Source organism: Nodularia sp. UHCC 0506 (assembly GCF_034931045.1).
In the GTDB taxonomy this organism is placed as follows: Bacteria; Cyanobacteriota; Cyanobacteriia; order Cyanobacteriales; family Nostocaceae; genus Nodularia.
This window is the reverse complement of record NZ_JAYGHH010000074.1, coordinates 1-15,894: the sequence shown is the minus strand read 5'-3', so window position 1 is coordinate 15,894 and position 15,894 is coordinate 1. Positions and strand designations below refer to the sequence as shown.

10 protein-coding genes are annotated in these 15,894 nt (G+C 44.9%); 2 read left to right on the top strand and 8 right to left on the bottom strand.

Features of this window, described 5'->3' with window-relative positions:
- Nucleotides 1–74: 74 nt before the first annotated feature.
- The 7 genes from VB654_RS24045 to rpsT form a co-directional block, all read right to left on the bottom strand.
- Nucleotides 75–620, bottom strand: coding sequence for a GIY-YIG nuclease family protein (locus VB654_RS24045; protein ID WP_323216360.1), 546 nt, complete (start codon nucleotides 618–620; stop codon nucleotides 75–77).
- A 60-nt stretch (nucleotides 621–680) separates the two neighbouring features.
- The gene (locus VB654_RS24040; RefSeq protein ID WP_323216359.1) at nucleotides 681–1,004 is read right to left on the bottom strand and encodes a hypothetical protein; all 324 of its coding nucleotides are present in this window, start codon (nucleotides 1,002–1,004) and stop codon (nucleotides 681–683) included.
- Nucleotides 1,005–1,350: 346 nt separating this feature from the next.
- Entirely contained in the window at nucleotides 1,351–5,451 is a 4,101-nt protein-coding gene (locus VB654_RS24035; RefSeq protein WP_323216358.1) for a DNA-directed RNA polymerase subunit beta'', read from the bottom strand.
- Nucleotides 5,452–5,654: 203 nt separating this feature from the next.
- Nucleotides 5,655–7,532 (bottom strand): DNA-directed RNA polymerase subunit gamma, encoded by a 1,878-nt coding sequence (locus VB654_RS24030; protein ID WP_323216357.1) that lies wholly within the window; start codon nucleotides 7,530–7,532, stop codon nucleotides 5,655–5,657.
- Nucleotides 7,533–7,787: 255 nt separating this feature from the next.
- Entirely contained in the window at nucleotides 7,788–11,087 is a 3,300-nt protein-coding gene (gene rpoB, locus VB654_RS24025; RefSeq protein ID WP_323216356.1) for a DNA-directed RNA polymerase subunit beta, read from the bottom strand.
- Between the two features lie 756 nt (nucleotides 11,088–11,843).
- On the bottom strand, nucleotides 11,844–12,629 hold the full coding sequence (locus VB654_RS24020) for a TatD family hydrolase (protein WP_323216355.1): 786 nt from the start codon (nucleotides 12,627–12,629) through the stop codon (nucleotides 11,844–11,846).
- A gap of 125 nt (nucleotides 12,630–12,754) precedes the next feature.
- A complete protein-coding gene (gene rpsT, locus VB654_RS24015; RefSeq protein ID WP_323216354.1) occupies nucleotides 12,755–13,054 on the bottom strand; it encodes a 30S ribosomal protein S20 in 300 nt (99 codons plus the stop codon).
- Nucleotides 13,055–13,733: 679 nt separating this feature from the next.
- Here rpsT and hisD point away from each other — a divergent pair.
- Together hisD and VB654_RS24005 are read left to right on the top strand one after the other, a co-directional pair.
- Entirely contained in the window at nucleotides 13,734–15,035 is a 1,302-nt protein-coding gene (gene hisD / locus VB654_RS24010; protein ID WP_323216353.1) for a histidinol dehydrogenase, read from the top strand.
- Nucleotides 15,036–15,168: 133 nt separating this feature from the next.
- Nucleotides 15,169–15,600, top strand: coding sequence for a universal stress protein (locus VB654_RS24005; RefSeq protein WP_323216352.1), 432 nt, complete (start codon nucleotides 15,169–15,171; stop codon nucleotides 15,598–15,600).
- 105 nt (nucleotides 15,601–15,705) lie between these two features.
- Here VB654_RS24005 and VB654_RS24000 read toward each other — a convergent pair.
- The coding region (locus VB654_RS24000) for a hypothetical protein (RefSeq protein WP_323216351.1) at nucleotides 15,706–15,894 on the bottom strand (189 nt) is incomplete at its 5' end.

Below are 15,894 nucleotides of genomic sequence, written 5' to 3'. Positions count from 1 at the left end.
AGTAGTATTTGCATAAATTAGCCTTCACCCACATCAAACCTCTGTGTACCTTTGCGTTTAAATTCCCCCTCAACTCACTTTAAATCTAATAATCCTTCCTCCTTCAACTTAGGACTAAAACGAAATTGTTCTTGTAACCCCCTGTCTTTCAATACCACTAAAATTTCTGCTTCTACTCGCCGGGCTATATTTTTAATAATTTTTATTTGTGCTAATTCATCATTAGCTGGATGGTGATATTTTTCCTGTTCTTCAGAAGTCATTAACGGTTTAACATTTATCGGCTGTGTCCATCTTGCCTTATTCTCTGCATTTCCTAAAGGAACACTACCATTTTCAGCAATCCAAGCATTTTCAATATTTTCCAAAACAGTGCGACTAGGACGGGCAATAGTTTGAACCTTCACCCAATAACACTCTTGAGGCTGACGGACTAAATGTTGCTTCAGGCTGAGATAAACATCACGGGAATATCCTACAAATTGCAGCAATTTTCCTTGATCAAAGATAGCATATACCCCTATTTTGCCCTGATAAATTTCAGGTAATTGGCCATTGTCATCAATGTAAGGAGAATAATTTAAATTTGCCAAAGCAGGAATATTTATTTCAGTAGTCATATATAAAACCTAAAACTTGCTATTATTTTCTTGAAATTTGAGAAATAACACATTTTATGATCAACTAATTTTTTGATAAACTGCACAAAGGCGACTAGGTTGAAAAATCTTGGCAGTAAACATGAAATTTGGCGGTACATTGATGATCACATACTCATCAGATTCATTATATTTTTCTAATTCGGCTGGCATTCCTTTAGGAGTCGATAAGCTATAGGGAACTGGTTGAAAAAGTAATTCTGCGAATTCAACTTTTCCAGACTTTGAATGTTGGCAAATTTGTTTTAAAAAGGATTCACTTTTCAAAAGATTGAACAGAGTTTCTTGTGCTTGTGGTTCTAGAGTGAAACTGCTATCAAAGTTTTGGATGATTTTAAAAGGCATTTTGTGTATAGATAGTTTATTAACTGAAACTTTATCCCAACTATCTTCTGACAAAGGAGAGGGAGGAGAAATCTTAGCTATAGATCAGCATAGTGGGATTCTGCGACTTCTGTCAGCTATGGAAGGAATTACATTAGATTAAGAATAATTAAGTCAGGCAGATTTTTTACAAACAAGCTATAGCAAAGTGCTGAGTAGAAACCAATTTAGGTCAAGGCTTTCAGCAATCAACAATGTCCTAACCTCCTTGGCGTTTGTTATAAAAGTAAAAAGACAAAAGAATAACTTCTTTTGCCTTTTATGTGGAAAATTTTAGCTTTTGGTTTTAATCTGTAGCTACGCCATCCTAGCTATCGTAATCATCATCATCATCATCATCCACTTCCTCGTACTCATCCTCATCATCTTCATCTTCTACAAGGTCGCTCACTTCATCAGCAATCAACTCATCATCTTCATCCAAGATGGTTCTTTCGGTGCGTCGTTTGCCAAATCCAGTTTCCGCAGCGCTGCCAGAAGCATCTAAGTTGTAGGTACGGGCTGTGCGGTCATCTAGCACCATATCCAATGGGTCATCAACTTCATCCAAGACGGCACTGCTTTCTAAAGCCGCATATTCATCAATCGCCCCTGGTTCTTCATAGGTGTTATATCCAGTGCCAGCCGGAATCAATCGCCCGATAATCACGTTTTCCTTCAATCCCCGCAGCCAGTCAGATTTACCTTCAATGGCTGCTTCGGTCAGAACCCGTGTGGTTTCTTGGAAAGATGCCGCCGAAATGAAACTGTCAGTGTTTAATGATGCCTTGGTAATCCCCAACAGCACCGGGGTATATTGCGCCCTCGCTCCGCCGGTAATGGCCATCGCCTCATTCACCTGTTCCACTTGGCGCAGTTCCACCAACTCCCCAGGCAACATGGTAGTGTCTCCACCATCATCAATCCTCACCTTATTGGTCATCTGGCGCACAATTACCTCAATGTGCTTGTCAGAAATCTCAATCCCCTGGGACTGATACACCATCTGCACTTCATTCACCAAAAAGGTCTGCACCTTTTGTAAAGCATGACTGGCACAAGCATAAACCCCATCCTCAGAACCCAGGCTAAAGAACACCTCCAAAATTTCATGGGGGTTGGATGGTCCATCACTCAACGGTTCACCCGCCGAAATCATCGAGCCATCCGGCATCATCAAATTCTGTCCAGGTCCTAAAGGATAATCTGTCACCACACCATTGGGTTCTATCACCTTAGCAGCGATCGCTTCATCACCACCATCAGCATAAACTACCTTCAGTTCTCCAGAACGCCGGGCTAAAATACAAGCTTCCTTGGGTTTACGAGCTTCTAGCAATTCCTCAATCCGAGGCAACCCTTGAATAATATCTCCGGTTTTCGCCCGTTCAAACACCAACAGCACCAAGTTATCGCCCCGTTGTACCAAATCCCCATTTTCTATCTGCAACACAGCCCCAGGACTGACTCGATAGGGACGACCAACACGGATATTGATGGCATATTGTGGAGCCAACAGAGGGGAATCAGAAGAAGAGGAACGGTTCTCCCCCTTGCTCCCTGCTCCCTGCTCCCCGGCTTCTTTTACCTCTAACACTTGCCCAGAGTCTTCAGCAAAGATTCCCGGCGCAATTTCTGCACCTTCTACCAACAAATCACCCTTCTTCACCGTCGGTTGAGCGCTGGTAGTCATGGTAATTTTGTCGCTCTCGCGCAATACCAAACAACGACGCACCGCTTCAGTGTCTGTGCGTACACCCCTGACTATACCCCCTTCTTTACCCAATATTTGCGTCCGGGCAACTACAGATCCCGGTGCAATGCTGTCACCATCCTCCACTTCCAAACTGGTCTGGGTGCTGCCTTGGGTAGCATCGGCGGTAATATCTCGGCGAATCACCAAAGATTCCAAAATTACCAATTGCAAGCGTTGAACTTCGGGATTTTCAACATCCTCTACCAGTTCAATATCAGCAGCCAAAGGAGAAGCCGAATGGTCTTGTTCTCCATCCTGTTCAATTTCCAGCACTAGCTGAGTCCGTAACAGTTCCACACCATCCACAGATTTGACTCGTTCTGAATCCTTATAGGGCAACCTCTGTACAGCCCGCATTTGAATGGAACGTCCGGTATCTTGACTAATAGATGTAGTTGATGGCACATCTGGATTATTGGGGACAGCAAATTCCACCACCGGACGGCTCAATAATGCTGGCCCTTCTGTGGATTCAATATATTGAATGTAGCGTAATTCTGTGGCTACAGTCCCTTGGAACTCCTCCCCTGGTTGGACAAAGGTGTTATCTCGTCCCATGACAGTTTCGGGATCATCCACCATCAACAGTTCCCCAGGCTTGACCACCACTTCCCGGAGGATGTCATTTTTCTGGGTAACTTCAATCACCCCACTGTTTTGGCAGAAGATATCCTTCACCACTTCGGTGCCGGCTTCCACAAACTGCCCATCTTCCACCAACAGCAAAGAGATATCCTTGTTCACTTCGTGGGTTTCTTCGGGAATCCACAGCAAAGTCCCTCCCTGGACGACTTCATAACCTAGTTTAGCTTTGCCTTTCTTCTGGACTTCCACACCGCCAAATTTGAGGAAACCCCCGGTATTGGTGCGATAGCGTTCATCAATCAACTCAGCTACCACTTGACCATTCTGCACCTTCGTACCTGGGGTAGCCCGGAGGTTAAACACCTGGTTATTGCCAGTGGTAATTAAATAGTGGTTGCGTCCTTGAGAACTTTCCACAGTTACTGTGGCTTGGTCTAAAACCACAGAAGCCGTGATAATTTCAATTTCTCTGGTACTCTTACCGGGGATAGCTTCTGGCAAACGCACCACACCACCATGCACAGTGGTTAACTTGGTTTCTGCCAAAACTCCATTTTCGGCAATGCGATCGCCATTTTTGACTATCAATTCTGCCCCAGGAGGCAAGTTATAAACTTCTCCCGATAGCACCCAAATTAAACCACCCCGTGCGGCTGTAGTTGTGGTGTTCCCCTGCCTGTCGGTTTTTTGCTCAGGAACCACCTCCGCAAACTGCACCTCTCCCGCCAAATCAGAAGCCACATCTTTGACAGCTTTTTCTGTATTCGTGCGAGTTGTGCGACCACCCAGAGCCACTTCTGCCAGCAATTGACCGATTTTTACCTGTTGTCCTTCATGGACATAAAGTGTAGAACCTTGAGTTACATGAATTTCTTGGGCGGTTTTATCTCCAGAACCGTCTTTTTTCGGTTCCAAATTGATGATGCCGTTAGCCTCAACATAGAGGGCATCTTCACCGTGACGGGTGCGATAGGTTCTAGTTCTTAACTTGCGGGGTAAACGAATCGTTCCTTCTGTTTTAGAACGGACTTGCTGCGCCACTTCTCCGGTAAATACACCACCAGTGTGGAATGTCCGCATGGTCAACTGTGTACCCGGTTCACCGATACTTTGAGCCGCAATAATCCCCACAGCTTCGCCCAAGTCCACCATTTTGGCGTGGGCTAAACTCCAGCCGTAGCAATGTTGACACACAGAACGCGCCGCTTCACAAGTTAGGGGCGATCGCGTCACCACTTGAGTAACTCCGGCTTTCTGAATTTCTATAGCCAAATCATCAGAAATTGGCGTATTCCGGGCAGCAATCACTTCTTTGGTGCTGGGATGGATGACATCTTCTGCCACCACCCGTCCTAGCAAACGTTGCGCCAGGGGAATCAAGATTTTGCCCCCTTCGGTCATCGCCCGCACCGGAATCCCTCTGGTAGTGCCGCAGTCAAATTCCCGAATAATCACATCCTGGGATACATCCACTAGCCGCCGGGTGAGATAACCAGAGTCAGCAGTCCGTAATGCCGTATCTACTAACCCTTTGCGCGCACCATAAGAAGAAATAATATATTCAGTGACAGTCAGACCTTCGCGGAAATTGGTTTTAATGGGCAAGTCAATAATTTCCCCTTGAGGGTCTGCCATTAGCCCCCGCATCCCCACCAACTGCCGCACCTGAGAGATATTACCCCGCGCCCCAGAGAACGCCATCATATACACCGAGTTCAGAGGGTCAGTACTCTTAAAGTGAACCACCACCTCATCCTTGAGGGCTTCACTTGTACCATTCCAAGTATCAATTACCTTTTGGAACCGTTCCACCTCAGTAATTTCACCCCGTTGGTAACGAGTTTCCGTCGAGCGAATTTCCTCTTCTGCTGCCTCCAGAAGCGATCGCTTAGTGGGCGGAATCATCAAATCATCGACACTAATAGAAACCCCGGCTTTGGTCGCATACCGAAAACCCAATTCCTTCAACTTATCCGCCATCACAGCAGTGCGCGCTGTACCATAATGGGTGAACGCCCAGGAAATTAACTTTCTCAGTTGACCCTTATCAACCACTCGATTGCGAAAAACAGCCTTTTCCTTAGTCATTAATAATTAGTCCTTAATAGTTCGTAATTCGTAATTCGTAGTTCGTAATTCGTAGTTCGTAATTCGTAATTCGTAATTCCGTAATTCCATAGTTTTGTCAGTAATTCCTGTTGGGGAAGAGCTACACTCTCAGCACAGGTATGCCCCAGGCTTTACGTAATTCGTAATTTTTTAACTACGAATTACGAATTAGAAATTACGAATTAAACCGCTAGTGCTTCCTGAATAGCATTGTTGTAAATAACCCGACCAGGGGTAGTATGTACATACTGAGAAATTAAATTCCCTTGGGCATCTTCTCTGATGCGGCGGTATTTATACAGCAAAGTCCGAGTCCCATCAGCATTTTCAGTGACTTCCAAAGGCTCCTTATCTGGTTGATCAGATTCCACTTCACCATCAAACCGCACATAAACGTAAGCGTGTAAATCCACCTGGTCTTGCTGGAAAGCCATAATTACATCTTCCATCGACGCATAAAAATTGCCAGTACCTTTCTTGGCAGCAGGATTTTCCGCCGTTAAGTAATACGCTCCCAACACCATATCTTGACTAGGTGTAATAATTGGTCTACCTGTAGCCGGAGACAAAACATTATTAGAAGCCAGCATCAACAACCGGGCTTCCGCCTGACTTTCTAGCGACAGAGGCACGTGTACCGCCATTTGGTCGCCATCAAAGTCAGCGTTAAAAGCTGGACATACCAACGGGTGTAGTTGAATTGCTCTACCTTCCACCAAAACTGGTTCAAAAGCCTGAATACCCAAGCGGTGCAGCGTTGGCGCACGGTTCAGCATGACTGGGTGTCCTTCAATTACTTCTTCTAGCACATCCCACACACTGGGGTCATTGCGAGAAATCAACTTTTTGGCAGCTTTGATATTATTCACCATGCCGCTCCGAATCAGGCGATTAATCACAAAGGGCTGAAATAACTCAATCGCCATTTCTCTGGGCAAACCGCACTGGTGAATTTTCAGTTTTGGTCCCACCACAATTACCGAACGTCCAGAGTAATCAACCCGTTTACCCAACAAGTTTTGCCGGAAACGTCCTTGTTTACCCTCTATAATGTCAGACAAAGACTTCAGGGGTCGGTTATTTGCCCCCACTACCGTCCGTCCCCGACGACCATTATCAATCAAAGCATCCACCGCTTCTTGCAGCATCCGCTTTTCGTTCCGCACAATAATCTCCGGTGCGAGAATCTCTTGCAGACGCGCCAAACGATTATTCCGGTTAATTACCCGGCGATATAAATCATTTAAATCACTAGTGGCAAAGCGTCCACCATCCAGCTGTACCATTGGGCGCAGGTCGGGAGGAATTACCGGAATCACTGCCATTACCATCCACTCTGGTTTAGAACCAGTGGCGATGAAGTTGTCAATTACCCGGAGTCGTTTAATCAGTTTGGCTCGCTTCTGCCCTTTAGCATTCCCGATTTCCTCGCGCAGATTTTCGGCTTCTTGCTCTAAATTAATATCAGCCAGCAAACGCAGTAGTGCTTCTGCACCAATGCCGACTTCTACTCCCTGTAACAAGGAATCTTCACTATATATTTGGTCTTCAATTTCCAACCATTGGTCTTCACTGAGTAGCTGTTTGTAACTTAATGTTTCAGCATTGCCAGGACTCAGGACAACATAGGAGTTGAAATAGACAATCTGCTCCACATCCCGCAAAGGCATATCCAGCAGAATAGAAATGTAGCTAGGAATACCTTTGAGATACCAAACGTGGGCGACTGGGGCAGCGAGTTTAATGTACCCCATGCGGTGACGACGCACCCGTGATTCGGTGACTTCTACACCACAGCGCTCGCACACAATACCACGGTGACGAACTCTCTTATACTTACCACAATGGCATTCCCAATCCTTAGCCGGGCCAAAGATGCGCTCACAGAATAAGCCGTCCATCTCTGGTTTCAGGGTGCGGTAATTAATTGTTTCTGGCTTGGTAACTTCACCAACTAGTTGGCCGTTAGGTAGTGTGCGCTCACCCCACTGCCTGATGCGTTCCGGTGATGCCAAGCCGATTTTAACGTAGTCAAACTGATTGGTTTGGGCGGGTCTCATAATTAATGCCTCCTCCAGAGGAGCTTCGCTAACGTAATTCGTAATTCGTAATTCGTAATTCGTAATTCGTAATATTTCCTACGGAAACGCTGCTCGTAAAGCCTACGGTATAGCTTCGATTTAAGCGAAGCTTTCGCTTCAGCGATACGTAATTCTTAATTAACCATAGGGATTGGGGATTGGGGATTGGGGATTGGGGAATAAAGATTTGGTAAAATCCCAAAGTCTTCCCCCCTGCTCCCTGCTCCGATGCTTCTACTCTTCCTCTTCTAAAGATTCGCGGGAGAGCGACTCGTAGGTTGGTCGAGGAGGTGTACGTCGGGCGGATTGGTCTGCCATTAAATCGACTTCCACATCTAAGGAACTACCATCAGTTTGGGTTTCTACTTTGTGTACGGCAATGTCTAATCCTAATGATTGCAGTTCTCGCATGAGAACTTTGAAGGATTCTGGTGTTCCTGGTCGGGGAATTGACTTGCCTTTGACGATGGCATTCAAAGCTTCATTCCTTCCTTGCATATCGTCTGATTTCACAGTCAGCAATTCCTGCAAGGTGTAAGCTGCACCAAAGGCTTCCAAAGCCCACACTTCCATTTCTCCAAAGCGTTGACCACCTTGTTGTGCTTTACCACCCAAGGGTTGCTGAGTTACCAGCGAGTATGGCCCTGTGGAACGAGCGTGAATCTTGTCATCCACCAAATGCACCAGCTTGAGAATATAAGCTACGCCTACAGTAACTGGTCGGTCAAAGGGTTCCCCTGTACGACCATCAAACACCATGATTTTGCCGGGGTTATCTGGGTTGTATACCCAGTCTTTACCGGTTTCGTCCCGTGCTTCTTGCAATTTGCTATGTACAAGACTGCGGGATGTTTCTTCCCCATACATTTCGTCAAAGGGAGTAATTTTAAATCGGACTCCCAAAGTATGAGCAGCCCAACCCAACATACATTCAAAGACCTGTCCGACGTTCATCCGACTAGGTACACCCAAGGGATTTAGCACGATGTCCACGGTGGAACCATCTGCTAAATAAGGCATATCTTCTACTGGTAATATCCGAGAAATAATTCCTTTGTTACCGTGACGACCTGCCATTTTATCGCCCACTTGGATTTTGCGTTTCTGAGCAACATACACCCGGACGACCATATTGGCTCCCGGTGGTAATTCATCGCCTTGTTCGCGGGTAAATAAACGCACGTCAACGACGCGTCCTTTTTCACCGTTGGGAACTCGCAGAGAGTTGTCTCGTACATCTCGCGCTTTTTCACCAAAGATGGCACGTAAGAGTTTTTCTTCTGGTGGTTGGTCAGATTCACCTTTAGGTGTAACTTTTCCTACTAGAATATCTCCAGCTTCTACCCAAGCACCGATGCGGATAATTCCCTGTTCATCTAACTGACGCAGGGCATCTTCCCCAACGTTGGGAATTTCTCTGGTAATTTCTTCTGGGCCAAGTTTGGTTTGTCTAGCTTCAATTTCATATTTTTCAATGTGAATTGAGGTGTAGACATCATCCTGTACCAGTCTTTCGGAAATCAAAATCGCGTCTTCGTAGTTATACCCTTCCCAAGGCATATAGGCGAGGACAATATTTTGACCCAAGGCTAATTCACCGCCTTCAGTGGCTGAACCATCAGCGAGGACTTGACCAGCAACTACTCGCTCACCAATGCGGACGAGGGGTTTTTGATTTAAACAAGTGTCTTGGTTGGATCTTTGGTATTTAGAAAGTCGATATCTAATTTCTGAGTTGCTGTCTTTAGGACGGACTCGAATTTCTGTGGCATCTACATAGGTGACATCGCCATCGGTACGGGAGACGACTACCATTCCAGAGTCTCTCGCGCCTTGGGCTTCTAAACCAGTACCGACTAAAGGGCGTTCCGGCTTTAGCAGGGGTACTGCTTGCCGTTGCATATTGGAACCCATCAGCGCTCGGTTAGCGTCATCATGTTCCAAAAAGGGAATCATGCTGGTAGCTACGGACACGATTTGTACAGGGGATACAGCTACGTAATCTACTTGTTCAGGTGTTGTGGTTGCCCAGTCTTGGCGATAACGCACTGGCACTTGTGGCCCTTTAATGTAGCCATTTTCATCAACGGGAATGTCACCTGTGGCAGTCCGCAAATCGTCTTCTTCGTCGGCTGTCATGTAGACTGGCGGTAAGTCAAACCGCACTCGACCATTTTCTACTGGTCTAAAGGGGGTTTCTAAGAATCCGTAGAGGTTGACTCGCGCATGGGTGGCTAAGGAACCAATTAAACCGGCGTTGGGGCCTTCTGGTGTCTCAATGGGGCAAATTCTGCCGTAGTGAGAGGGGTGAATATCTCGCACGGCAAATCCTGCTCGTTCACGAGTTAAACCACCAGGGCCAAGGGCGCTGATTCGGCGTTTGTGGGTCAGTTCTGCTAAGGGATTGGTTTGATCCATGAACTGACTTAATTGGCTAGAACCAAAGAATTCTTTGATTGCTGCTACCAATGGTTTGGGGTTGACTAAGGAGGCTGGGGTTAAAACTTCGGCATCGGATACGGTCATCCGTTCGCGAATGATGCGTTCTAGACGGTTTAAGCCGACTCGCACTTGGTTTTGGAGGAGTTCGCCGACGCTTCTCACCCGACGATTACCTAAGTGGTCAATGTCGTCAATATTACCGATGTCATATTCTAGGTTAATCAGATAGTCTACTGCGGCTAATATGTCCCCAGGAGTTAGGACACGCATGGTGTCGGGAACAGACAGCCGTAATTTTTTGTTGAGTTTGTAACGACCTACGCGACCGAGGTCATAACGTTTGGGGTCGAAGAAACGGGAGTCTAATAGCTGTTGTCCACCTAGTACTGTGGGTGGTTCACCGGGTCTTAATTTCCGATATAATTCCATGAGGGCTTCTTCTTCGGAAAATTGCCCTTCTTTTTCGATGGTTTTTTGGAAATATTCAGGGTGGCGCAGGGCATCAAATATTTCGTTGTCTGATAAGCCGAGGGCTTTTAATAGTACCTGTGCTGAGAGTTTACGGGTTTTGTCGATGCGTACCCAAACCAAATCGTTACGGTCTGTTTCAAATTTTAGCCAAGCTCCCCGGTTAGGGATTAAGCTAGCTGAATAGGTACGTCGCCCGTTTTTGTCGATTTCTGATTTATAGTAAACTCCTGGCGATCGCACGATCTGGTTGACAATTACCCGTTCGGCTCCGTTAATAATAAACGTGCCTCGGTCTGTCATTAAAGGCAGATCGCCAATAAATACTTCTTGTTCTTTGATATCCCCTGTTTCTTTGTTTAACAGCCGGGTGGGTACATACATTTGTACAGCATAAGTACTGTCCCGCCGTTTAGATTCCTCAACGCTATATTTTGGCTCTTTGAGTTTGTAGTTATTACCTAAAAAGTGCAGTTCTAGTTTGCCTGTGTAGTCTGTAATTGGACTAAAGGAGTTGAGTTCTTCTATCAGCCCTTCTTCTAGAAACCAGCGAAAACTTGAGCGCTGAATTTCAATCAAGTCTGGCAACAAAAAGGCGGATTCCATATATGTATCTGTAGTCATGCCTTTACCTTCATCAACCTGGTTAAACTTTTTTTGAGGACACTGCTGAAATTTCTGCTTTTTGGCGTGTTCCCATCGCGTCTTTTGTGTCCATAACTATTTGGGAACTTCTGTTTGTTTATGCCCTCTGCTATTGCTAGATGTAGGCAAACGCCGCTATTGAAACTGCAAAGAGAGATTTTGGCAAGGGGGGTAATCGCCCTTGTTTTCTCTGAAGATGCGTTAAAATCCAGATATTAAGTTGATTCCTCAACAGTAATTGGCTGAAACATTGATAAATTTGTTGTGCTTTCCTCACTTCCCCTCCCAAAGTCTTATGAATGTCTAGACATTTCTAGACTGTGTGTGTCATCAATTCACCGTCTATACTTACGGTAGTCTCCTCAGACACAGGGAAAGAGCCGCGTATTTTGTCGGCTCTAATTTGTAACTTTTGGCTTGATTTTGGTGGGTTTTGCTCACAAGGTAATTTACTTTTAACAATTTTCTATAGGTTAAATACGGCACAGGTGCTTTTTTGCCAAAGTCTCGGTGACTGTCGAATTTTGACATCAGTCATAAATTCCGAACATCCGCTTGTGGAGATGAGATGGATGATCAAGTTGATAACAGTACAAAATCAAGCTTAAAAGTTTTTAATTCCTTCCTTTTTTATTATGGCGTATTCAAATTGTTTTGGAGGGATTAATCTTAGCATATTTTTGTCCTCCTAGAGTTTAATTTTTTCAGCACTACCTGCGACATAGATCGGCGGGCTTAGAGTGCTAATCCAAATAATTCACAAGCATTTTGGGTGGTTTGAGCAGCGATCGCTTCTAATGTCTCCCCACGTAAATGAGCTACTTGTGCCGCTACATAACGAACATAGGCTGGCTCATTGCGTTTTTCACCCCGTTTGGGTACTGGAGACAGAAAAGGGCAGTCTGTTTCCACTAGCAGGCGATCGCTTGTTACCATTGCGGCTGAGGCTTGGATAGCTTTAGCGTTTTTGAATGTTACTGTCCCGCTAAAACTAATGTAGAAGCCTAAATCTAGAAACCATTGGGTTTCTTCTGGTGTGCCACCCCAACAATGCATGACACCTCTGGGGGTTTGTCCTGTGTTCTCCTGCCATTTTTGCAGGATTTCCCTGACTTCTGGGGCTGCATCACGACAATGGATAATCACTGGCAAATTGAGTTCACAGGCGATCGCTAGTTGAGCTTCAAAAGCTACACGTTGGTCTGCATAGTTATCCGCTTTGTAAAGATCCATACCCATTTCCCCAATCGCTACTACTTTTGGTTCAGAACTAGCCAAAGATTTAATTTCTGCGGCTGTGTCGCTGTGCCATTTTTCCACATCTAAGGGATGTAAACCAACGGCAAAACTGAGTTCAGGAAACTGGTGTGCTAGGGATTGAATACTGGAAAACTCTGAGGGTTCGACGCAGGAATGTACGAGGCGCACTACACCTGCTGCTTGCCATCGCGATCGCACTGATGCTAAATCCGATTGAAATGTATCAAAATTAATATGGACGTGAGTATCAATCAGCTGCATTGTCGTTATCAGTCAAGAGTTCAATTGCTAGCACTGAGCGAAGTCGAAGTGTCATGATTTCGTGAACAGTAATCAGTGATATACATATATTATTTAATATACTTACTGATTACTGAACCATTGAACTACTGAGCAGATGCTTGAGCCAGTGGCTTAAGTTTGTGAGCCAACCTTGATTTTTTCCGCGCGCCATTATTCGGGTGCAGAACACCTCGTTTTACAGCTTTGTCAATTTTGCTCACAGCTTCAGACAGTCGCGTCTGTACTTCTTTCTCTAATTCTGAGCTAGGATTAGCTGCATAGACATCTACGGCACTAAAATATTTTTTCATCAGCGTTCTTACTGCTGATTTGTAAGCTTTGTTACGCAAACGATTGCGTTCTCCGATTTGGGCGCGTTTGAGAGCAGATTTTGTATTCGCCACAGTCAATTCCAAAAATACTATTAATATGTACACACACTACCAGACTTACTAATATAGCATTCATAATGCCAATGTCAGAATTTATCAAAAAATTTTTTGAGAGCAAAAGGGCAGAAGGGCAGAAGAAACTTCTCAGTAACCAATGACCAAGGAGAAGAGGCAGGGGAGCAGGGAGAAGGGGGGAGAAGACGGTAACTTCCCAATGACCAATGACTAAAAAGTATCCTTGACAAATTTACTGTTTCTGTGTAACCGATTGAGAAAATGCGTTAAAATAAGTTACTGCGGTTAAATGTTAGCTACTAAATTAGAAAAATAAGCAAAAATTATACTCAGAGCCTATTCTACTTCCTTGATTCAGTCCACTGGATGAGTAAATCTGTCACCAGAAAACTAGCAAGGAGTGCAGGCTGGGTTATAAGGGTAGGGGTATTGGCACACCTTCTCCCTGCCGTGTACCAAATAGCTTTCCCCTGGGGATAGCCCATGAGGTAAACGGGACTGAGCAATTTATAGTTGCCTTCTCAAGCAACCGATATGCTGGCAGCCTTGAGAGTATCAAAAAAATCCAGGTTAAGCTAAAGAAGAGAATTAAAATTAGCTCAACAACCTTATGGGTTAAAAGTTAAGACTAATTCTCAGGCGGGAATATTCTAAATTTTGGCATTCTCCTTACTCCATGCTGCGAATCATTACTCAGCAGGCAGATGTTGTATCAGAACTACAACGTATCTGCAATCGTACTCACGATGAACACGTGCTTCACAAAGAAGCAACCGTGCGCGAAGTATTGCAAGCAGTGCAGCGCCAAGGCGACAAAGCTGTTTTGCATTATACAGCTGAATTCGATAACCAAACCCTCAAAGCAGAGGAATTGCGTGTTACTGGCTCAGAAATGGATGCAGCCTACCAACAGGTATCGAAGGAACTACTCCAGGCGATTCAGTTGGCTGGTTGCCAAATAGAAGCATTTCACCGTCAGCGTGTCCCGAAAAGTTGGGTACACTTTGGGGATGATGATGTGGTGCTGGGCAAACGCTATACTCCTGTAGATTGTGCAGGGTTATATGTGCCTGGTGGTCGCGCTATCTATCCCAGTACTGTACTCATGAATGCTATTCCGGCTAAGGTGGCGGGTGTGCCTCGTGTGGTGATGGTGACACCTCCTGGTGTGAGAAAAGCTATTAACCCAGCTGTTTTGGTAGCGGCACAAGAAGCAGGGATACAAGAAATCTATCGTGTTGGGGGGGCGCAAGCGATCGCGGCTTTGGCATATGGTACAGCAACAATTCCTAAAGTAGATGTAATTACTGGCCCTGGCAATATTTATGTGACTTTAGCCAAAAAGCTGGTTTACGGTACTGTCGGCATTGATTCCTTAGCAGGGCCGAGTGAAGTATTAATTATTGCCGATGAAACAGCAAATCCGGTGAATGTGGCGGCTGATTTGTTAGCGCAAGCTGAACATGACCCCATGGCCGCAGCAATTCTATTGACTACGGACACGGCTTTAGCCAAAAACGTCCAAGTAGCTGTGGAGAGACAATTAGTAGATCATCCCCGGCGGATAGACACAGAAAAAGCGATCGCCCATTATGGTTTAATTGTTGTTGTAGAGTCTTTATTAGCAGCAGCAGCATTTTCCAACGAATTTGCCCCCGAACATTTAGAGTTAGAAGTTAAAGATCCTTGGGCATTACTTCCCAACATTCGTCACGCCGGGGCAATATTCTTGGGCTACTCTACACCAGAAGCTGTAGGCGACTATGTATCAGGGCCTAACCATACCTTGCCGACTTCCGGGGCTGCTCGTTATGCTTCACCTTTAGGAGTTGAAACGTTTCTCAAACATTCCAGTATTATTCAATACTCACCCACTGCACTGCAAAAGGTGGCTGGAGCAATTGACGCATTAGCAACTGCCGAAGGCTTACCATCTCATAAAGATTCAGTCAGACGCAGAATTCAGCAGGAAGAGTGATAATGAGTGCTGAGTTCTGAGTGCTGAGTGCTGAGTATGAAGAGTCCTGAGTATAAATCTAGATAGGCTGTAACTGCTGAGAATTTGTATTAAATAGTAATATTAAAGGGGTCTACCTTTGAGGAGATGAGTGGTGTTAAAAAATGTTTTGGTAGCTCTTGACGGGTCAGAAATTGGGGAGCGAGTTATTCAAAGTTTAAATGATTTGGTCTTGGCTAGTGATGCCAAAGTCATTCTCTGTCATGTGTTTCCTACAACAGAATCAGAGAGGGAATTACCCGCAGACCGCCCTCAACCAGAATCTTCAAAGTTTCCTGATTTTTATATTGAAAAACAACTGTTAGCTTATAAAGAGCAGTTATTATTTGACAGTGAACTAGAGTTGGTAACAGGTGATCCAGCAGTAGAAATTATTAGACTAGCCAATATTTACAAAGCCGACTTAGTGGTAATTGGTAGTCGTGGATTAACAGGGATGAAAAGAATAGTTTTAGGTTCTGTTAGCACACAGGTAATGGAAGAAGCTCATTGTTCTGTATTGGTGGTGAAACCGGAAAAGTCATAACCAGCAAGTATATCAGGGAGCAGGGAGCAGGCTTAAAACTCCTTAATTACAAGGGTTCTATCATCTGTTTTTCTCCTAACCACCTTGGCGGTTGCTATAAAAAAATCACAGACAACCACTTCTCAAACACCCTCTAATGGGAGATTTAATATTTCTTTGATTATCTAATTTTAATATGCCACTTTCACCAGTGATTTTATCTTCTACGGTGTCTTGAGTGACTGTCACCATAGGAACGGGTATGGTTTGAGTGTTGGTTTTGATGAAGAAAGCAAAAATTAACCATCCTGTAAA

Excerpts from the sequence above, each read along its gene's own strand:
- VB654_RS24045 (WP_323216360.1), bottom strand. The coding sequence starts at position 620 with ATGACTACTGAAATAAATATTCCTGCTTTGGCAAATTTAAATTATTCT.
- VB654_RS24040 (WP_323216359.1), bottom strand. The coding sequence starts at position 1,004 with ATGCCTTTTAAAATCATCCAAAACTTTGATAGCAGTTTCACTCTAGAA.
- VB654_RS24035 (WP_323216358.1), bottom strand. The coding sequence starts at position 5,451 with ATGACTAAGGAAAAGGCTGTTTTTCGCAATCGAGTGGTTGATAAGGGT.
- VB654_RS24030 (WP_323216357.1), bottom strand. The coding sequence starts at position 7,532 with ATGAGACCCGCCCAAACCAATCAGTTTGACTACGTTAAAATCGGCTTG.
- rpoB (WP_323216356.1), bottom strand. The coding sequence starts at position 11,087 with ATGACTACAGATACATATATGGAATCCGCCTTTTTGTTGCCAGACTTG.
- VB654_RS24020 (WP_323216355.1), bottom strand. The coding sequence starts at position 12,629 with ATGCAGCTGATTGATACTCACGTCCATATTAATTTTGATACATTTCAA.
- hisD (WP_323216353.1), top strand. The coding sequence starts at position 13,734 with ATGCTGCGAATCATTACTCAGCAGGCAGATGTTGTATCAGAACTACAA.